This window comes from Hyunsoonleella jejuensis, from assembly GCF_900111025.1.
In the GTDB taxonomy this organism is placed as follows: Bacteria; Bacteroidota; Bacteroidia; order Flavobacteriales; family Flavobacteriaceae; genus Jejuia; species Jejuia jejuensis.
On sequence record NZ_FOFN01000002.1, the window covers coordinates 675,801 to 697,623 of the forward strand.

General features: G+C 34.4%; 14 protein-coding genes. 4 read left to right on the forward strand and 10 right to left on the reverse strand.

Going from position 1 to position 21,823, the window contains the following annotated elements; genetic code table 11:
- Positions 1–9 precede the first annotated feature (9 nt).
- Both BMY39_RS09735 and BMY39_RS09740 read left to right on the forward strand, forming a co-directional pair.
- Positions 10–1,368: an HlyD family secretion protein gene (locus tag BMY39_RS09735; RefSeq protein ID WP_092579019.1), complete on the forward strand. Its 1,359-nt coding sequence runs from the start codon at positions 10–12 to the stop codon at positions 1,366–1,368.
- Complete coding sequence (locus BMY39_RS09740) at positions 1,365–2,759, forward strand: TolC family protein (protein WP_092579021.1); 1,395 nt, start codon at positions 1,365–1,367, stop codon at positions 2,757–2,759. The genes BMY39_RS09735 and BMY39_RS09740 overlap by 4 nt, the downstream gene beginning before the upstream one ends.
- A gap of 9 nt (positions 2,760–2,768) precedes the next feature.
- On the opposite strand, the gene BMY39_RS09745 is transcribed toward BMY39_RS09740, so the two are convergent.
- Together BMY39_RS09745 and hemN are read right to left on the reverse strand one after the other, a co-directional pair.
- Complete coding sequence (locus BMY39_RS09745; RefSeq protein ID WP_092579228.1) at positions 2,769–3,602, reverse strand: universal stress protein; 834 nt, start codon at positions 3,600–3,602, stop codon at positions 2,769–2,771.
- Positions 3,603–3,703: 101 nt separating this feature from the next.
- The gene (gene hemN, locus BMY39_RS09750) at positions 3,704–5,068 is read right to left on the reverse strand and encodes an oxygen-independent coproporphyrinogen III oxidase (RefSeq protein ID WP_092579023.1); all 1,365 of its coding nucleotides are present in this window, start codon (positions 5,066–5,068) and stop codon (positions 3,704–3,706) included.
- Positions 5,069–5,193: 125 nt separating this feature from the next.
- On the opposite strand from hemN, the gene BMY39_RS09755 reads away from it, so the two are divergent.
- Positions 5,194–5,760 (forward strand): superoxide dismutase family protein, encoded by a 567-nt coding sequence (locus tag BMY39_RS09755; RefSeq protein WP_092579025.1) that lies wholly within the window; start codon positions 5,194–5,196, stop codon positions 5,758–5,760.
- A gap of 101 nt (positions 5,761–5,861) precedes the next feature.
- Here BMY39_RS09755 and BMY39_RS09760 read toward each other — a convergent pair whose 3' ends face one another.
- The 5 genes from BMY39_RS09760 to BMY39_RS09780 all read right to left on the reverse strand — a co-directional run bounded on the left by BMY39_RS09760 (position 5,862) and on the right by BMY39_RS09780 (position 11,950).
- Positions 5,862–6,089, reverse strand: coding sequence for a DUF3820 family protein (locus BMY39_RS09760; RefSeq protein ID WP_092579027.1), 228 nt, complete (start codon positions 6,087–6,089; stop codon positions 5,862–5,864).
- Positions 6,089–6,631, reverse strand: a complete 543-nt coding sequence (locus BMY39_RS09765; RefSeq protein ID WP_245738233.1) for a DUF922 domain-containing protein — start codon at positions 6,629–6,631, stop codon at positions 6,089–6,091. Before BMY39_RS09765 ends, BMY39_RS09760 begins: the two co-directional genes overlap by 1 nt.
- A 40-nt stretch (positions 6,632–6,671) precedes the next feature.
- Positions 6,672–8,609 (reverse strand): PBP1 and LysM peptidoglycan-binding domain-containing protein, encoded by a 1,938-nt coding sequence (locus BMY39_RS09770; RefSeq protein ID WP_092579029.1) that lies wholly within the window; start codon positions 8,607–8,609, stop codon positions 6,672–6,674.
- Between the two features lie 332 nt (positions 8,610–8,941).
- On the reverse strand, positions 8,942–10,477 hold the full coding sequence (guaA, locus tag BMY39_RS09775; protein ID WP_092579031.1) for a glutamine-hydrolyzing GMP synthase: 1,536 nt from the start codon (positions 10,475–10,477) through the stop codon (positions 8,942–8,944).
- A gap of 99 nt (positions 10,478–10,576) precedes the next feature.
- Positions 10,577–11,950, reverse strand: a complete 1,374-nt coding sequence (locus BMY39_RS09780) for a pyridoxal phosphate-dependent decarboxylase family protein (RefSeq protein WP_092579033.1) — start codon at positions 11,948–11,950, stop codon at positions 10,577–10,579.
- 131 nt (positions 11,951–12,081) lie between these two features.
- On the opposite strand from BMY39_RS09780, the gene BMY39_RS09785 reads away from it, so the two are divergent.
- On the forward strand, positions 12,082–13,950 hold the full coding sequence (locus tag BMY39_RS09785; protein ID WP_092579035.1) for a tetratricopeptide repeat protein: 1,869 nt from the start codon (positions 12,082–12,084) through the stop codon (positions 13,948–13,950).
- A 74-nt stretch (positions 13,951–14,024) separates the two neighbouring features.
- Here the strand turns inward: BMY39_RS09785 and bshC are convergent, their stop codons facing one another.
- From bshC to BMY39_RS09800, 3 genes are all read right to left on the reverse strand, one after another.
- A complete protein-coding gene (gene bshC / locus BMY39_RS09790) occupies positions 14,025–15,626 on the reverse strand; it encodes a bacillithiol biosynthesis cysteine-adding enzyme BshC (protein WP_092579037.1) in 1,602 nt (533 codons plus the stop codon).
- Between the two features lie 71 nt (positions 15,627–15,697).
- A complete protein-coding gene (locus tag BMY39_RS09795; protein ID WP_092579039.1) occupies positions 15,698–16,405 on the reverse strand; it encodes a hypothetical protein in 708 nt (235 codons plus the stop codon).
- A complete protein-coding gene (locus tag BMY39_RS09800) occupies positions 16,402–21,816 on the reverse strand; it encodes a T9SS type A sorting domain-containing protein (RefSeq protein ID WP_092579041.1) in 5,415 nt (1,804 codons plus the stop codon). The genes BMY39_RS09795 and BMY39_RS09800 overlap by 4 nt, the downstream gene beginning before the upstream one ends.
- Positions 21,817–21,823 lie beyond the last annotated feature (7 nt).

Below are 21,823 nucleotides of genomic sequence, written 5' to 3' on the forward strand. Positions count from 1 at the left end.
CCATAGGCTATGCTTAATATATCAAATAATCAGTTGAATAAAACCATTGACCTTGGCATATATAAATCAGGGAAAAATGTACTACACAAAAAGTACTATAAATACTTTAATAGGTTTTTATTAGCGGCTGCTATAATAATCCTAATTGTGTTGTTTTTACCATGGACGCAGAATATATCTGGAAATGGTATTGTAACAACATTAAAACCAAACCAAAGGCCACAACACATTCAATCCCAGATTCCAGGACGTATTGAAGAATGGTTTGTTCAAGAAGGTGACTATGTAAAGAGCGGCGATACCATTTTGAGAATTTCTGAAGTTAAAAGCGACTATTTTGATGACAGATTAGTGGAACGTACCAATGATCAAATTTTGGCAAAATCCTCATCAGTAGTAGCCTATGATGGAAAAGTAAGTGCGCTTAACAGACAAATTGAAGCTTTAAAAAATGAGTTAAAGCTAAAAATGGAACAAACAAGAAATAAATTAATGCAAGCACGACTAAAAGTACAAAGTGATAGCATTGATTTAGAAGCAGCCAAAACCAATTTAAAAATTGCCGAAACCCAGTATACCCGTATTGCTACTTTGCAAGAGGAAGGGTTAAAAGCTGTTAAAGATGTAGAAGAAAAACGCTTGAAACTTCAGGAAACACAAGCAAAATTCATCTCTCAACAAAATAAATATTTGGCAAGTCAAAATGAGGTAATAAACGCAGAGTTAGAATTATCTAGAACAGAAGCGTCCTATGCAGATAAAATATCAAAGGCCCAGAGCGATATGTTCACCGCCCAATCTAGTCAGTTTGATACTAAGGCCCAAGTTACGAAGTTAGAAAATGCAAAAACCAATTATGAGCGTCGTAATAGCTTATTATATGTAACAGCGCCACAAAATGGTTATATAAACAAAGTTAAAACTGGAGGTATTGGCATTACTTTTAAAGAAGGCGAAGAGCTAGTGGGTATTATGCCGGCGCAATACGATTTAGCTGTAGAAACATTTGTAAGACCCATAGATTTACCTCTAATTCATATAGGCGAGAAAGTTCGTGTGCAGTTCGATGGCTGGCCAGCTATTGTATTTAGCGGATGGCCTAATGTATCGTATGGGACTTATGGCGCAAAAGTAGTAGCTATAGAAAACTTTATTAGCGATAATGGTAAGTACAGAATTTTACTAGCACCAGATGAAACCGACCATGAGTGGCCAGAAGCTATAAGGGTTGGCTCTGGAGCTAGAACAATTGCCCTTTTAGAAGATGTACCTATTTGGTTTGAGTTATGGCGACAAATTAATAGTTTTCCTCCAAATTATTACCAACCTGGAGGAGACAAAACAGCCTCAAAAAAAGATAAAAAATGAGAGTAATCCTCGCTAGTATATTACTGCTATTTAGCGGTTTAGCCTCGGCACAAGATTCAACTTCAACTCTCTCGTTGGCAGAATATTTGGGTTATGTTAAATCTTTCCACCCCATTGTAAAGCAAGCCAACTTAGTGATAAACGAAAGTGAAGCCAAATTAATGAAGGCTCGCGGTGCTTTCGATCCCAAACTTGAGGTAGATTACGACAGGAAAAAATTTAAAAACACCGAGTATTTTGATCGATTAAATGCCACCTTTAAAATCCCAACATGGTTTGGGATAGAGTTCAAAGGAAATTTCGAGGAAAACACTGGAGATTTTCTCAATCCACAAGCCTTTGTACCAGAGGATGGTTTATATAGCGCTGGTGTTTCCGTTCCAGTTGCCAGAGGCCTGCTAACAAATAAAAGAATGGCAATGTTAAGGCAATCGCGTTTGTACGTGAAGCAAGCACAAGCCGACAGACAACTATTGGTAAACAATATTTTGTACGAAGCAACGGTTACTTATTTTAATTGGTTACGACGTTATAATGAAAAAAGAGTTTATGAGGACTTTTTAGAAAACGCAGCCATACGATTTGATGGTATTAAAAAGAGTTATGAAGTGGGCGATATGCCGGCTATTGATACCTTAGAGGCCAGAATTACACTGAATAATAGACGCTTAAACCTTGAAAAATCAAGAATTAAGTTTATCAAAGCTTCGTTAGAGTTATCAAATTTTTTATGGTTGAATGACAATACACCTGTTGAATTGGAAGATAATGTAATTCCAAATATAGATACATTTTTAACCATTGATGAAACCCTTAACACGTCCGGATTAGATATTGAAAGTTTTGATATTGAAAACCACCCAAAATTACAGTCTCTAGATTATAAAATTAGAAGTCTTAATATTGAAAAACGCTTAAAAGCGAACAATCTTTTGCCGCAAATAGACTTGCAATATAATTTTTTATCAGAAACTCCAGAAATAGCACGGTCGTTTAGTACATCAGCTTATAAAAGTGGCGTTAATATTAATTTTCCATTATTCTTGCGGAAAGAACGTGGTGATTTAAGATTAGCAAAGTTGAAATTACAAGACACAAGGTTTGAAGTGCAAGATACCCGCTTAAGCCTCAGAAATAAGATTGATGCCATTAATCAAGAATTAGATTCTTATGTTACTCAAAGTGATTTTACAGAAGTGATAGTTAATGATTATGCTACCATGCTCTCTGCTGAAGAACGCAAATTTTTCCTAGGTGAAAGCTCGCTGTTCTTGGTAAATTCAAGAGAATCTAAACTTATTGATGCTAAATTAAAGGCCATTGAAATTGAAAATGATTTCTTAACAACCAAAGCCAACCTATTTAATGTATTGGCGATTGAAAGTGAATAACTATTGCATTTATATCTTAAATGTTATTACAGGAAGTGTGGAGTGATTTGCCACATCCTCGCCAATACTACCTTCGAAGAAGTGAGATAGCCCTTTTCTGCCATGGGTAGGAATGGCTATTAAATCCGCTCCTATTTTGTTGGCGCAATTTAATAAACCATCTTCAACAGTATAATCTGCTACGTAGCAAATATCTTCCATTTTCTCTAAGTTGCGGTCTGCTCTTGTTAAGAAACTAACAACACTGCGTTCGATCTCTAAAGAACTTTTAAAACGATCATTCGGAAGGTTCACATGTACTAAATATATTTTTGCTTTCATTTTATCAAACAGCTGCTTTGCTTTAAGGTAGGCCGAAATACCTTCTTCCGAAAAATCACACGCAAACGCAACAACATCAAAATTAATATTTGCCAACTCCTTTTTCACCACCAAAACTGGCACATCTGCATTTCGTACTACGCGCTCGGTGTTCGACCCTACAAAGTATTCTTTGAGTCCACTTGTTCCATGTGAACCCATAACTATTATATCAGCATTTTGTTCTATGGCTACATCATTAACCTCACTAAATATTTTAAAGTGCTTCACCAACGGCGTAACTTTAATGTCTTTTAAAAAATCTTTTTGTAAAAATTCCTCGAATTTCTTCTCTGCTAACTTAAAAAAGAAGACTGCTTTTTCGTTTTGCAAACCATCAGAAGCCGAAAGCATAATATCAGACATTTCTAGCATATGTAATGCCATAACCTCTGCGTCATATTTCTTAGCTAATTTAGCTGCTGTTTTAAGGGCATATTCTGAGTGATTTGAAAAATCTATGGGTACAATAATTTTTTTCATCATGCTAATTTTTATAAGTTGAACAAGCAAAACCTAATATAGGTTAAGGCTAAATTTAAATAAACCTTTATAGAATAACGCTAAATTTAGGGAGTTTTTCGTTAAACGGTCATTGAAAACAACTGTGTATCGGGTTGTTTTCGCTTTAATAATACATCAAAAGCCATACATACATTACGTACAAAAGGCTTTCCTTTTTCTGTTATGGTTAGATTATTTGGGTTGATCTCTATTAAGCTATCCATCTCCATTTCCTTCAATTGAATTAGAGCATCTGGTAATGCATCAAAATATAATGCAGCCTTACTCCAAGACGTTTTAAATCTACACATTAAATTTAATATATGCTTACGTACTATTAAATCTTCATTACTCAAAACATGTCCACGATATACGGGCAAAGTATCGGCTTTTAATAGTTCATAGTAAGATTTGATGTCTTTTACATTTTGAGCAAAACCATACCAACTATCACTTATAGAAGAAACCCCTAAACCAATCATAGCCTGTGTTTTGGAAGCTGTGTACCCCATAAAATTCCTATGGAGCTTTCCGCCTTCCATAGATTGATACAAGGTGTCTGATGTGAGTGAGAAATGGTCCATACCAATTTCCTCATACCCTACTTCTGCCAATAAAGTCTTACCTAACTCATACTGTGCCCGTTTTAAACTTGGGCTCGGTAAATCAGAATCCTGAAAACCACGTTGCCCATTACCTTTTATCCAAGGTACATGAGCATAACTGTAAAACGCCAAACGATCTGGCAACAAAGATTTGGTTTTTAAAATGGTAGTTTTTACATGCTCGAGGGTTTGAAAAGGTAGCCCAAAAATAATATCGTGCCCCACAGAAGTATATCCAATCTCTCTAGCCATCTCAGTTGCAATCTTAACATTTTCGAAAGGTTGTACGCGATGTATTGCTTTTTGTACGGTTTCATTATAGTCTTGTACACCGTAACTTACACGCCTAAAACCAACATCATAAAGTGCTTGTAAATGTTTACGAGTAGTGTTATTAGGATGTCCTTCGAAACTAAATTCATAATCTTCAGCTAATATGGCGAATTTTAAAATTTCGGAAATTAAAAGCCTTAAATTCTCAGGACTAAAAAATGTAGGCGTGCCTCCACCAAGGTGCAGTTCCTTTATTAATGGTTTTTCATCAAACATTTGTACATATAACCGCCACTCCTTTATTACGGCATTTATATACGGCAACTCTACACTATGCTGTTTTGTAATGCGCTTATTACAACCACAAAACGTACATAAACTTTCGCAAAATGGTAAATGAATGTACAAGCTTATTCCTTCTTTCGCGTTGCTTTCTTCAAAAGAGCGCAATAACGACCTTTTCCATTTTTCAACAGAAAACGTATTGCTATCCCAATAAGGTACAGTAGGATAACTTGTATAACGAGGACCTGCTATGTTATACTTATTAACTAGTGATTGTGACATACCTGATAATTATGTTTCAAAATTATAGTAATGAAAACCTAAAAAACATGATATATGTCATAAGAGTTTCTTGCATTTTGTTCAATTAAACCTTAACTTCGGGTTAACGAAAAAACACCAAAAACATGAAAAAAATATCAATTGTATTACTAATTATAACTTTGTCATTAACTGCCTGTAAGAAGAAAAAAGAAGAGGTTAAAGTTGAGGAAGAAACAGTAATTACCGAGGTAGCCAAAATTAAAAAGGTAAAAATAGCCCTTAACTCAAAAAGCAACACTGATACAAGCGGCAATGTAGTCTTCAAAGAAGAAGGTGGCAGCGTAACTATGACTGCTATTATAAGTGGATTAGAACCAGGGGAGCATGCTATTCATATCCATGAAACTGCCGATTGTTCCTCTCCTGACGGGAAATCAGCAGGAGGACACTGGAATCCTACAGGACAACCACATGGTAAATGGGGTAATGACACGGGTTTTCATAAAGGTGATATTGGCAATTTTATTGCTGATGAAAACGGTAACGGTACTATTTCTATAACTACAGATGCATGGTGTATTGGTTGTGGCGATACTACTAAGGATATTTTAGGGAAAGCAATAATTGTACACGCTGGTGCAGATGATTTTACATCTCAACCTTCTGGAGCCGCTGGTGCTAGAGTAAGTTGTGCAGGAATTATTGAGTAAGAATATAATTATTTGAAAAAGGCTGTTTTAAAAGTGCCATTTTGAATGCTAATCACTTTTAAGGCAGCTTTTTTATAAAGCATTAGAGAAAAAATCAAAAATCATTTAGGATATTGTTTTCTAATATTTCGAATTACATTTTCTAAACCGTTAATTTTTAATTCATAAACTTGGGTTAACATAGCACCCAACTTACCTTTAGGAAATCCTTTGCTATGGTACCACACCACATAATACTCTGGTAAGTCTATTAAATAGCGGTCTTTATATTTGCCATAAGGCATTTTAGTGTGCGCCAAGTCAATTAAAAATTGTTTATCTGGCAACATTAATTTTTAGATTTAAAGGATTCTAATTTTTGCAATTCTCTTTTTACAAGAATCTGCCATTGTAATTGAGCTTCCACATTTCTAGAAAAATTTGTTTCAGCGTCGTATTGGTTTTGAAATGCTGCCAATTCCTTGTTTATAGCCTCATGGGTTGCTCTTAATTTTTTGGCAACATCATTCGTGGTCTTTAACACGCTAATGCGTTTTCTGAATTTACGGGCAAATAATTCAGTAATATCAAAATGCAATTGTTCGTGCCCCAGCACATGATTATCTGTACGTTCTGGTTTATACCACGACTGTTCTGGATAGAAATGCGCATGCACCTCGGTTGAAAAACTTATGACACGCTTATCACTTTCCCTAATTGAAAAACCAAACGTAATGCCAGATGCTGTGGTAGCGACCGCCCCTACATTTCGCATTGGTTGTGCTTTAAAATCTTGCCAACTTAAACGATAGTTATCGTTCCACGAGATTACAGGTTCGTTATCATTCTGAAAGAACAACATCAAACTCAACATTAAAATAATCTTATACACTCTATTAGTAGTTTAGCACAAAACGCAAAACAGTATTTGCTTATTGCGCCATAACCTCAATAATCTTAAGGTCGTCGTACTTTACGAGATATACTGCATCATTATAATAGCCACCAAATAATTTTTTCTTATAGGCAAACTTATTCTCCACATAAGCTGTTAGAGGTGCATGGTTGACAGACATAAATAAATCTTCAGAAGTTACCATGCGCAACACGACATCCATGGTTAAATCAAAACCTTTCACCGCTCTTTTGCCAGGTGTTATATTATACGCTTTCTGGTAGTTTTTAATAAAGGTATTTTGTTCGTCTTCACTTAAGCTTTTCGACGATGTTGCAAAGGTAAACTGTAATTTTGAGAGGTGTGTGTTGTTCACCTCATCACCTTCAAAAGCACCATTAAATCTTGTAGTAGTTAATAGTATCTCAGCTTTTTCTTGTTCTGGTTTTTCAGGGTCTTCCTTTAAATTTAAAGCTGCCAAAATACTTGTAGCACCTGAAATAAAACTTTCATTTTGAGTTTCTAAAAACACGATATTCTTCCCTGGTTTTAATGCAGTTTCAATATCCTCTTTGGTTACAAAATACTCGTCTTTACCTTCTTTGTTTTTCCTTGAAAAAACAATAACAGCCTCATTAAACTCTCGTTTAAGTTCATTTGCAATAGCCATATTTTTAGAATCTGCAAGAATTAGAATATTTTTAGGCAAGCTGTCATTTTTTATGTAGTTAATCACCTTACTTTTTAATAAGTCATCAGAAGGTCGTGTTTGAAACACATTATCGTACAGCTTAATTTTTGTTCCAATAGGTGATACCACAGGGATATTATATTTTCTTAATTCGTTAGCAACTGTATTAAAGTTTTTGGTGGTTAATGGCCCTATAATCGCATCAACATTTTCAAAATCGTTATCTGCTAAAATTCTAGAAACAGCGGTAGGTTGATATTTGGTGTCGTACACATCTAGTTTAATAGAAAGTCCTAATTTTTTTAAAGAATCTATAGCCATGAGCACTCCAGAATAAAAATCTAGGGACGCATCTAAATACGGATCTTTTTCAATACTGCGCTTAGTTTCGGCAATAGAATCAAACTCCACGCGATTCAATCTAAAGGGCAACATTAATGCTAAGTGCTTCGTATCGTAATCGTTAATTTTACTTATCAAATTTGTTGTGACTAAATCTTCTGAGATAATCCCTTTAGTTTCAGAAAATGGAATTTTTAGAATCATACCTGCTTTTAAGCCGCTTTCTACCAATTCTGGATTTAAAGCTTCCAATTCTTCCTTTTCTAAATCTAGTTTTATCTTAAGTCTATAAAACCCTTCCTTAGGCAAAACTTTGTAGTAGCTGTATTTATCGTCTATTTGCTTCTCCTCTCCTTTGTCAATATTTGGTACATAGATTTGTTGACCTTCCTGCAGCACTTCGCCCATTTTAGGATTTAATGCCTCTAATTCTGCAACAGTTATCCCGAATTTATAGGCGATGCGCCATTTCCCTTCTTTAGGCTGAACAATATAAGTTTTATTTTCAACCACCTCTTCTTCAACTTTAGTAATTTTAAAAACGGGAATCTGAAGCTTATCTCCTTTTTTCAAATTATTGGCATACAAAAAAGTATTGTACTTTTTTATGTCTTCAATCTCAACATCGTATTTTTTAGATATGCTATAAAGCGTTTCTTTGCGTTTAGCCTTGTGGCTCTTAAAACCTTGTAATTCTTTAATTTCTGTAATTTTAGGTTTTTTGGCTTTAGAAATAGGAATAATAAGAATCGTATTGGGTTTTAATCCTTTTTTAGCATCTGGATTCAAACTATAAATATCAAAAGGTGTTACGTAATATCGTTTTGCAATCCCCTCTATAGTTTCACCTTTCTTTACTTGATGGGTACTGTAATTTTGGGCATTTATGGAAGTCATCCCAAAACATAGTAAGAGGACTATAACCAAAAAAAATCTATTCATAGTATTGTAATTTAATAGCTGAACCTTTAGTAAATAGTTTATATACGATATTTATTGTGTAAAAGACTAAAATACTTTCAATTAATTATTACATATAACGTGCCAAAGTTTATTTGGGCGCTACCCGCATCCTTCGAGTCCCTCCAGACTAATGGGGTTGGGCTTGAGTTTATTCTGAGCACCGTCTAAGGATTGCAAGTCTTCGCACCTCCTTATTTGGGCTGTGGGCTTTCCTCTGCAATCCCTAGCGCAAACCTATCTGGCTTTTTAGTATACAATCTTAAGTATTCGGTTTTCTGCAAAAGCTAACCACATACCAAATTGCACGCTAATTATTCCCATTCTATCGTGGCTGGTGGTTTAGAACTAATATCGTATACCACTCTATTTACACCTTTAACCTTATTAATAATGTCGTTTGATGTTTTTTGAAGAAAAGCATAAGGCAAGTTTACCCAATCGGCCGTCATACCATCCGTACTTTCTACGGCTCTCAGCGCTACGCATTTCTCATAGGTACGCTCATCTCCCATTACACCCACACTATTTACTGGCAACAACATAGCGCCAGCTTGCCACACTTTATCATATAGCCCCCATTCTTTTAATCCGTTAATAAAAATATGGTCAACCTCTTGAAGCATACGTACTTTCTCAGCAGTGATATCTCCTAAAATACGTATCCCTAAGCCTGGACCGGGAAAGGGATGACGTCCTAACAGCTCAGGGTCTATCCCTAAAGTTGCACCAACACGACGTACTTCATCTTTAAAGATAGCACGCAGAGGTTCAACAATTTTAAGTTTCATAAAATCAGGCAACCCGCCAACGTTGTGATGACTTTTAATAGTGGCCGAAGGACCTCCAGTGGCCGAAACACTTTCAATAACATCAGGATAAATGGTGCCTTGCGCTAACCATTTAACATCTTCAAGTTTATGTGCCTCGTCATCAAAAACCTCAATAAATGAATTTCCAATGGCTTTGCGCTTTAACTCTGGGTCTTCAATACCTTTTAATGCAGCTAAAAATCTTTCAGAAGCATCAACGCCTTTTACGTTTAGCCCCATGCCCTCATATTGTCGTAAAACGTTCTCAAACTCATTTTTTCGAAGCAAACCATTGTTTACAAAAATACAGTACAGGTTTTTACCAATAGCTTTGTTTAGCAATACTGCGGCGACTGTAGAATCTACCCCTCCAGACAACCCTAAAACCACCTTGCCATCTCCTACCTTCTCTTGAATAGCCTCAACAGTTTCCTCAACGAAAGATTGTGGCGTCCAATCTTGATGTAATCCAGCAATACTTACCAAGAAGTTTTCTAAGACTTGCTTTCCATCTGTGGAATGGTATACTTCTGGATGGAATTGAATAGCATAGGTTTCTTCACCATCAATTCTAAACGCTGCATTTTCAACATCATGAGTACTTGCAATAAGCACACCATTTGTTGGTAACTTTTTTATGGTGTCACTATGACTCATCCAAACTTGGCTACCTGTATGAATATGTGCTAAAAAAGGTTCGTTGCCTTTAATAAACGATAAATTCGCACGACCATATTCTCTTGTGTTTGAAGGTGCTACTTCACCCCCAGAAAAATGTGCCAAATACTGTGCCCCATAGCATACTGCTAAAATGGGTTTTTTACCTCTTATTTCTGACAAATCTGGATGTAGTGCGTCCTCGCCCCTAACGGAATTTGGACTACCCGATAAAATTACAGCCTTGTATTCTTCTAAATTTTTTGGAATTTTATTAAATGGATAAATCTCGGAGTATATGTTGAGTTCCCTAACTCTACGGCCAATAAGTTGTGTGTATTGGCTTCCGAAGTCTAAAATGAGTACCTTATCATGTTGCATGCGCAAAAATAATAATGATTTTATAATTACAATTTAGGTTTTCCCTTTTTTTTAAATAGGTTATTAACGACTTATGAGATGTATTATATGTTTAATACTCTATTGCATCGAATCTAAAATAGCTTCAATATCTGCTTCTGTTGTATCTGGATTGATAAAACAGAAACGAGAGACGGTTTCAAAAGTCTCGCCCGTTTTCCATTTTGTAGGAGCCACCAATGCAAAACCTTTCCTATGGTTTTCATAAGTCCATTCCTTATAATCGTCTGGTTTCCAACCCTTTCTTCTATATAATACACAAGACAAGCTAGGTGGGCGCACCAATGCTACATGTGGTTTTTCATCTATCATCTTACCCGCTATTTGCGCTAGTTCAATACCGCGTTCTACAGCTTCCTTATACTTATCTGTGCCGTGGGTTGCCAGCGAAAACCATAATGGCAAGCCCCTGACCCTACGTGTTAATTGAATTTGATAATCTGTTGGATTAAAACCATGCGCACCTTCATCTTTAAAAATTTCTAAATAAGAGCCTTCTTGTGCATGTGCTTGTTTCGCTAACTCTGGGTTTTTATAAATAATAGCACCACAATCGTAAGGCGAAAACATCCATTTATGCGGATCGATAGTAATACTATCAGCTTTTTCTATGCCCTTAAAATGGTGACGTACCGAATCTGCCAATAGCGCTCCCCCACCATAAGCGGCATCCACATGAAACCAAAGTTTTTCGTTTTTGCATAGTTTTGAAATACCATCCAAATCATCTATAATTCCTGCGTTTGTTGTACCTCCTGTGGCCACAACAGCAAACAACCTTTTGCGTTGATGCTGTGTTAAATTCTCTATCTTAGCTTTAAGGGCGTGGGCTTCCAATCTATCCTCGGTATCTACTAAAAGCACATCGATATCTGCAACCTTAGCCATAGCCTTAACAGATGAATGTGCTCCTACCGAAGTAATAATTAATCCTTTTTCTCTTTTATTTTGTTCGTTTAAACTTCGCCAATATTCTCGAGCCGTAACAATTGCTGACAGATTTGCTGCTGTACCACCACTGGTAAATACACCAAAAGCGCCTTTTGGCAATCCAGTTAACGACACCATCCAGCGCATAGCTTCGTTTTCGCAAAAAATTCCTCCAGCACCCTCCATCCAGTAAGCACCATGAATACTAGATGCTGACGTTACTAGATCAAACATAACAGCGGCTCTTGTAGGAGAGGCTGGTACAAATGCTAAATGCCTTGGGTGATCTATAGGTACATTAGATTTGGTTAAATGCTCCTTCCAAAGATTAAAAGCCTTTTCTCCTCCAATACCTGAATTAGTAATGGTTTCTCCTACTAAAACTTTTAGTTCTTCCTCCTTTATAGGTTTACCAATTATATTTTTTGTTGATGACAATCTATCTATGGCGTACTTCATAACATCCATGGTCATTTCCACCAGATCCATATCTATTTTATGCATTATCGTTCTGTTTTTAGAATTCAAATTTACCACTAACGCTTATAAATCTTGCTATCTCGTTAGGATTTAAATAACAAGTTTTAGTTTAAAGAATAAATAGGTATTTTTAAATAAAATTAATATCTATTAAAATGAAAAAGTTCATTTATTATGTTCTTATTTTTTCTTTTCCTCTTTGCATTATACAGGCGCAAAACAAAGAACTTATTGACAGCTTAAAATATGAACTTAAACAAAGGAAGGTAGACGACTCCACAAAAGTAAGTATCTTAATTAATCTCAATAAAAACCTCAAATATTCTAAACCGGAAGAAGCAAAAGCTTATGCACTTCAAAGCATAGAGATCTCCAATAAAATAAACAATAGGTTTGGTATCGCTGCTGGGAACATGCACATAGGGGATTATTATCTTAATAAAAGTGAAAATGATTCTGCATTATACTATTATGATATTGCAAAAAAGAATTTTGAGGCTATTTCGTATACTAGAGGACTCATATTTATCAACCACGCTATTTCTATAGTAAAAGAAACTTCAGGAGACTTAGATGAAGCTATTACCATTACTAAAGAGAATCTAAAATTAATAGAAGAAACAGAAGATGATAATGATCCTTCAAAAATAAAATTTTTAGGTGCGCATCATGATGCACTTTCCATACGTTATGCTGAAAAAGGTAGCTATAAAATAGCCTTAACCGAAGCTTTTAAAGCCTTAGCGTATTTTGAACAAGCAAAAGATACGAGAAGGGCCGGTGCTTTAGAGCAAATAGGCATCATTCAATCTACCCAAAAAAATTACGAAGAGGCAATAAAATATTACAAACAGGCCACAGAGATTTATGAGCAAGAACATCAAGAATGGTCACTAACCTATGTTAATACTTCTTTGGGAAGTTCATATAAGAAGTTAGATGACTATCCTAACGCTAAAAAACACTACCAGTTAGCCATCAAATATGCTAAGGATTTTGAAGATAAATTTGCACTTTCTGATGCGATAATTGGTGTGGCAGAATTAGAATTGGAAAACGAAAACTATGCTAAAGCCAAAACACATTTTCTAGAAGTTAAAACTATTGCTGAGAAAGAAAACTACAAACTTAATTTAGCCAATGCACTTCATGGATTATCTAAAATCGCATATGAAAATAAAGATTACGAAACAGCCTTTAAGTATAATGATGAAGCTATTCAACTTGCTAGACCTAACAACGCCCTAGCCTATTTAAAGCGTTTTTATCCATACCGTGCTAAAATATTACAAGCACAAAACAACTACAAAGAAGCCATAGTTTATCTTGATGCATATCAAGAAGTTAGTGACAGTTTATATTCCATAGCCAAAACACAACAAATTGAGGAACTAAAAACAATTTATGAAACCGAAAAAAAAGAACAACAAATAGCTTTACAAGAAACCAAAATTGACTTATTAGAAAAGCAGGGAGAAGTAAGCACTTTATATATCATTTTATTGGGCTTTGGTTTGTTATTAGCATTAATTGCGTTTTATGCATTACGACAAAAATTAAAACGGAGTAAAGCCGAAAGAGAAAAATTAAACCTTGAACTTGATTTTAAAAAGAAAGAACTCACCACCCATGCATTACATTTAGCAAAAAAGAATGAGGTTTTAGAAAATTTAAAGCAACAGGCAAAAACATTTAAGACTTCTGAAAATTCTCAGAAGGGTTTCAATCAGTTGATTCGCACCATTAATTTTGATTTGAAGGATGATAACAACTGGGATAATTTTTCGCGTTATTTTGAGCAAGTACATACCAATTTCAGTTCAAATGTAAAGCAGAAATTTCCTGAAGTTACTCCAAATGAATTGCGATTAATGGCACTGTTGAAAATGAACCTTTCTTCAAAAGAAATCGCAAGTATTTTAAATATTTCTACCGAAGGTGTAAAGAAAGCACGCTACCGTCTTCGAAAAAAAATGGATATTACTACCGAGGATTCACTTCAAGATTTGATATTGAATCTTTAAGTAGCATCAACAAGATTATTACCTGGTACATAACACCGTTCGTCTCAACATGAAGCAAATTGATTAACTCAGGTTTATTGAGTTATTATAGAAAATTCTTGATGTAATGGTTTTAAGTGCTCTACTAAATTTTGGATTAAGCGATCACCATACTCCAAATAAAATTCAGAAAAATTAGTAGTACGTTCCTGTAAATTACCGTTAGGGAATAACTCATTTTGAATATCCGTCATGCGAGACACCTCGTCAGACAATTTCTTTTTTTGTGCCTGTAGCAAACGTTTCTCCAATTTTTCCAAACCTTTCAGTTGTTTTTGTTCCTGAGCTCTCACAGCGCCAATGTAAGATTTATCGGTTTGTTCAGCGAGTTTAAATAAGTCCTCAAATTGTTTTTGAAGGTGTTGTTTCTGAGTGGAAAAGTCAATATCAATATTTGAAATTTGACGTACTTTTCGGTTTATAAAAGCATCGCGTTTCAAAAAAATGTCTTGATTCGAAATATTCAGTTTTTGTAGCTTTTTTGCCTGTTTTTCTGTTTTAATCAACACTGAATTCCTTAACAATAATAATGGAAATGGTACATCCACAGCATCAAAATATTGTTTCAATTGCATCCAATAGGCTAATTCCCCACCACCGCCTATGTAGCACAAATTTGGCAGAATAACTTCCTGGTATAGCGGGCGCATAATTACATTAGGTGAAAAACGTTCTGGCGCCTCATTGAGGTGTTTTAGCATTTCACTCTTGCTCCATTTTAAATTGGTATTCAATACCTTGTAAATGCCATCGTCATGAACAATACGTTCGCGTAAATTCTTATCTAAATAAAACAGATTTATCTCCCTGGGATTTACTTGAATGGAATAGTCGTCTGAAACATCTATTAACTTTTTATTGGTCTCGTTAACAGCATTGAATGACGTTTGGTTGCCTAACTCTTCTTCAACATATGGTATGAACAAACGCTTCAAGTCACGGTTATTGGCGTCAATGATTACCAAGCCGTAATCTTTAAACAATTCATTTGCTAAAAATCGTGTTGCAGCTGCGAGGTTATCATGCTTTAGGTATGCGTTTTCAAAAAGTTTTTTTACATCTCTAGCATTGTTACTTACACCTAAATCTTGGAAAAACAACTCTAAAACCTCATCTAATCCCCTTGTAGACAACTCTCCTACTGCGCCGCTTGCTTTTCTATTCCATTGAAACTTCTTTCCTTTAAAATTAAAATAATTAACTTCATCAAAATCATGGTCTTCTGTTGCCATCCAATATACTGGCACAAAATTATACTGAGGATATTGTGCTTTGAGCTGAGTTGATAAATTTATTGCAGCAATAATTTTATACAGAAAGTATAGTGGCCCCGTAAACAGATTTAACTGATGTCCTGTTGTTACAGTAAATGTGTTTTCTGAGTTTAGGCTTTCAATATTTTGTGCTGTTAATTCTGAAGCTTGAAGATGTTTATATTGCTTTCTAAGAACGTTAGTTAACACAGTTCTTGACCGTGCAGCAAATGATGACTTTTTTTCTTCAATTTGTTCTGCAAAGTTATCAATATCAGGAAAACGGTTATAAAAAGCTTTTAAATCAGAATTATGATTTAAGTAATCACAAATTAACTGCGAAAAATAACCTGTTTCTTTAAACGGAAGATAGTCTTGCTGCATATTTCAATTAAAAACATGTAAATATACAGTTATTCAATTTTCTAAAATCTAAAATTTAAGTTAAGACTTAACTAGAGTACCCTAAATTGGAATACACCAGATTCTGAAGTATTGCCAATAGCATCTTTGGTAACGACTTTCCAGTAATAAATTGTTCCGGAAGAAACCGAAACATCCAGCGTACTTGTTGTAACATTATTGGCATGAATGTCAGGATTGTTAGTAGTGCCCAAATAGACGTCATAACCAACAATATCATTATCAACATCGCTTCCCGTCCACTTTAAAGTAACAGTACCTGGGCTTACAGAAGCCGCCATAGCTGGAGCATCAATAGTAGCAGGAAATGGGGCATAAGTTTCTACACCATCACCTGCGTTATAGAATTTCCATGTTTCACTTTCAGCAGTCTTTGTTCCAGCTTTTGAGATAACATACCACGAATATGGCGTCGCTCTATCTAGAACAATTCCTATTTTGTCTTCGGTATAATCTTCTTGAATGGTATTCCCATCAACCAAATTGGTTACAAATATGGTGTAGGATTCTGCAATATCGCTCGCTTCCCACTCAAAAAAAACCGTGCTATGGGTTAGAGTTACATTAATACCAGTATTACAAAGTTCATCTTTATGTGGAAACTGTAAACTCACTGTTAGTTTATTTATTAGAGTTGGGTCTTGCGGATCTAAACTATTTGGGTCTGGATCTATGGTAGAAGGATTGCTGCAAGTAAATACCAAAAAGCTAAAACTAAATAAGTAAATTAATCTTTTCATTTCTTTACAATTTTGAAGTTAGAGACCGAATTTTTCGACTTAACAGAGACCGTATATAATCCAGTATCAAGATAGCCTATATTTATGTTGACGCTCCTTTTATCTTCTGTAGTAATCAATTTTGAAAACACCTTTTCTCCAATTGTAGAGTAAATACTTATCTGAACATTTTCATCTTCCAATTCTCCTAAATATAAATTGAATTTATTTTTAAATGGATTTGGGTGTACGAACATATCATTTGACACCAAAAAACGCTCTTCGTGCATACCTTGACACGGTAAATCTGTAGAAATTTTTATGGTATTCTTTCCATTTTCTAATTGTAATGTAAGTTCTGATTCTGAAGTTTGAAATTTCAGCCCGTTAAAATCAATGTTATAATTAGCACTTCCAGACAAGTTAAATGTTACTTCCTTCCCTTTTTTTCGCTTTCCTGTAATGACCTCTAAATTTGCAGGATGATTTATAACGATATCAAAACAGCGTTCAAAGTTTGGTAATTCTTCTGAGGTTAAACACAATCTATATGTTCCGGCGAGCAAGTTGAGAATATCTATGTTGTTTGTAAATGTATAATTCCTATCAAAATCATCACCTACCAAATGTGCTGTATATTGGTAAAACTCTTTTGTGGTGATATTAATTTTGCCATTATTATTGTTTAAACAAGTTTCATCGGTTATCAAAATTGTGAAATTATCTTCTGGTAATACCGAAAAACGGCATCCGAATAAATCTACTGCTTCACCAAATGGTGTTCCAGGGCACAAATCGTCTTCATTTGCAACTCCATCATTATCAGCATCATCACAAACCAATTGATAATTTGCCGTGGTATCCTTATACCAATCATCGTACGTTCCATCAACGTTAGAGATTACCGCAATAGGGTCATCTACCAAAATACACGTTAAATCTGGATTGTTTGATGCATTAAAAACTGAGAGTGTTTCATTAGCACCGTTTTGGATATTTAAGTTGTCTTGGAAAAACAAGTTAGAAGCGCAAAACAAGGCTGTTAACTTAGCATTTAAGGTAACATCTAACTCGGTTAACTGATTTGAAGCGCAGTTTAATTTCTCTAAATCCAGTAATAAACTCACATCTAAATTGGTAAAACTATTCCCAGAAATATTTAATTCCCTTAACTCTAAATTAGTAGTAAAATCTAACTGAGAAAAACCATTTTCAGCGATATTTAAAACCCTTAGATTAGGTTGGTTTAACAGATTTAGATCTGTAAGTTGATTGCCTGAAGCATTAATGCTAACTAATTGTATATTGTTGCTTAAATCTGCAGTGGTAATGGTGTTATTTTCAAAGTTTAAATTTGTGAGTCCTTCAAAATCCTCAATCCCAGTAAGATCTGAAATTTCTTTAGCGCTTATATTGAGAAAAGATCGGTTGTTAATACCAGCTGTTGGCACATAATCGTTCAGAGGGGCAACATCAAGACCCAAATCAATTAAAGCCTGCTCAAAATTATCATCGGGTACGTAGGTTTCTCCAAAATGACAATCAATCGCATAATTGGTTGTTGCATCCTTTAGCCATATAACACCCGCAGGAGCTGTACCATCATCCGTTTGTATACAACTTAAATCAGGGTTGTTTTGTGCATTTAAATTTGCTAGAATAGGATTTTGTCCGTTCTGTATATTTAAAACCTCTAACGTATTTGATGCACAACTTAAATTGATAAGTGATGTATTTCCTGTAAAATCCAATTCAATAATGGTATTGCCATCACAATTAAGCATTTGAAGGGTTGGAACTATCCGCGGGTTAAATGCTGTAAATGCATTATTAGCAATGTTTAAATTTATGATATTGGGGTTTTCTGTAATATCCAATTCTGTTAGTATGTTATTAGAACAGTTTAGCTCGATTAGGTTAATGTTGTTGCTAATATCAATTGAATTTAATGCATTGTTTGAACAATTTAAATTTTCCAAAGCGGTAAAATCTTCAATACCCGTAAAGTCTTGAATCGCATTTCCATTAACATCTAAAGCTGTTAAAACTTCAATATTAGCAGTTGGTACATAATTATCTAAAGCGCCAGTATCGTATCCCAAATTAATTAATGCTTGTTCAAAATTATCATCAGGCACATAGGTTTCTCTAAACCTACAATCTAAGCTATACGCTGTCGCAGCATCCTTAATCCAGTTTTCTCCAATAGCATTTACATCATCTACTTGAATACAGGTTAAGTTGGGATTATTTGTTGAAGAAAAACTTGAGATATTAGTATTAACACCATTCTGTATGTTAACAAAATCCAATTGATTACCGGCGACATTAATGGTAATGGTATCTGGACAAAAATCCAAAGGATTTCGTGCATTTGCAGTAGGGCATACACCAGTACCCATACTGGACAAATCTATACCTCCTGCTATTTCATTATTACTACAATTAAGTGTTTTAAGTTGATTTATATTTGCAGGTAATTGCAGGTTTGTTAATTCATTATTATTTAGACTGAGTTCAATCAAATTAGTGTTATTACCTACGTCTAAAGCTGTCAATTTATTGCCATTGACTGATAGGTATTTGAGTATTGGCAGATTATTTAATACTGCCGTTAATTGATTTATTTGATTGTTATCTAAAATTAAACTCTCCAAAACTGTTGATGACAAATCGTCTATTTCCGTCAACTCATTATCTGACCCCGAAAGCCCAATTAAATTTGTAGTTGCCGATAAATCTATGTCTGTCAATTCATTATCTGAAAAATCAATAACTTCTAAATTAGTATTAGCAGTAATATTAAGTATATTCAACACATTGCTTCTACAGTTTAAGGTAGTTAACGCTAAACATTTATTCACCAATAAAGCAGACAACTCATTATTATTACAACTTATAGTAGTTAATGTTAAATTATCAATGTTGTAGCTTGTGAAAATTGAGATTTTATTATTGTTACAATTCACTTCAACCAAATTGGTGTTATTACTAATATCCAAAACCGTTAATTCATTATTTGAGCAATCCAATTCCTGTAAATTGAAATTTTGGCTAATATCCAAATCTGCTAAATTATTATTTGTACAAAATAGCTGTGTTAAATTGGGCGTTGCTGTAGTGTTTAAAACACCATTTACATTTGCAGGATTGTTAGATACAAAATAATTTGAACCACAATAAAGTTGTTGCAGATTAGCCATTCCGCTAACGTCTAGTTCGTCTAAGAAGTTATTGCTACAATCTAATGCTGTTAAAGATAAAAATGCCTTTATACCTTCTAGACTTTCAATATTTTCACCACTAACATTTAACGATGTAAGATATTCAATATTAGCCGTTAGCACTTGATTGTCAGGCGCTCCAGCATCAATACCCAAATTAATTAACGCTTGCTCAAAATTATCGTCTGGTATGGGTGTGTATCTGTTATTTTCACAATTGGCGTTATAGTCGGCAATCGGGTCAATCGTCCAACCAACCGGAATGTTTCCAATTACCGCCGCGTCAACATTAACACAAAATAAATTTAGATTATTGGTAGCATTAAAGTTGGTCACATTGGTATTATTTCCATTTCTAATATCAACAAACTCTAAAGTATTATTATTACAAACTATACTTGTTAATGCTGTATTTGCAGTTAAATCTAAATGAATAATATTATTATTAGAACAATCAAAAATTTCTAAGGCTAAAAAATCTTGAATACCTGTTATATCTGTAATATTATATCCAGCAACGTTCAAATTTGTTTGCCCTACTATATTAGCAGTTGGTACATAATTATCAGGAACACCTACATCAAAACCAGCATCGATAATAGCTTGTTCAAAACCATCATCAGGTACATAAGTGCCACAATTTATGGCATAATTTGCTGTGGCATCGATTGTCCAAGTTACTCCTGCGGGAGCAGCACCTGTGTCTGTTTCAATACAAGAAAGATTAGGATTATTTATAGCATTTAAATTTGATAAATTAACATTTTGTCCATTCTTCAAGTTTAAAACCTCCAAAGTATTTGCCGTACAATCAACACCTGTAATAGCTGTATTATTGCTTAAATCTAAAGACCGAATAGTATTATTAGAACAAACTAAATCTGCTAGAAAAAGGTTGGTGCTAAAATCTAATGCTTCTAAATTATTATTAGTCAAATTTACCGAAGTAAGATTTGTATTATTAATAAAATCAATGCTTTTTATATTATTATTTGAAGCGTCGAGGTTAGATAATGCTGTAAGATTTGAAAGCTCCAAATCTTCCAAGACATTATTACTAACGTTTAAAATTTGAAGTGCTACAAAATCTTCGATTCCTACTAAACTTTCGATATTTGAGTTTGATACGTCCAATGTTGTAATTGTATTGATATTTGAAGTCAACACCAAATTATCTAATACATCGTCTAAATTCTGATTAATTAAAGCTTGCTCAAAGTTATCATCTGGCACATAAGTATAAATATCGGTACAAGCAGCCTCAGCATAGTAAGTCCAATCGTCTTTTATCCAATTGTTTGGTGGCGTAAAACCTGCATCTACTTGAATACAGAATAAATCTGGATTTCCTTCAGAAGAAAACGACGTAATTAAATCGCTAAAACCATTAGCTATGTTTAAAAACATAAGCTGATTATTTGAGACGTTAATAGAGGATGTACCTTGACAAATTGTTATAGGGTCGGTTTGTGGATTTGGACAAGTAACGGTATTAATTGTAGTTAAATCAAGTGTTGTAATGGCGTTATTTGAAACATCTAAAACCTTCAAATACGTATTCGCCAATACGTCTAAACTAACCATTTGGTTTGAGGCACAATACAAACTTTCTAAACTCGTATTAGTTGTAATATCTAAGTTATTCACCCTGTTGTTTGATATAGATAAGGACAATAACTCTGTATTTTGACTTACATCAATAATTGAAATTCTATTATCAGAGCAATTAATACTTTTTAACAATGAATTGTTCGTTACATCAAGCATGACAATTTGATTATTAGAACAGTCCAAGTCTTCCAAATTAATATTCGCACTAATGTCTAAATTTATTAATTGGTTAGAGCCACATAACAAAGATTTAAGATTAGCATTATTAGAAACATTAAGGTTAGTTAAGTTGTTGCTATTACAAATTAAGGTCTCCAAGCTATCAAAATCCTCAATACCTGAGGCGTTATTAATATTTAAATTACTTAGGTTAAGCGTAGCAACAACATTAATTCTATCGGAAAAAACCAATCCATTATTAGCTATACCGTCTCCCAAACTCGTATCGTCTCCCAAATCAACTTCCACACCATTTGCATCATGGGTTTCTAGGTAATTTTCAAAATTTGCATCTGGAATAGGCGTTGTTTGCCCCCATAATAAGGAACATATGGAAAGTGAAATATATAGGAAAAGTAAAATATGCGTTTTCATCATTCTTTTA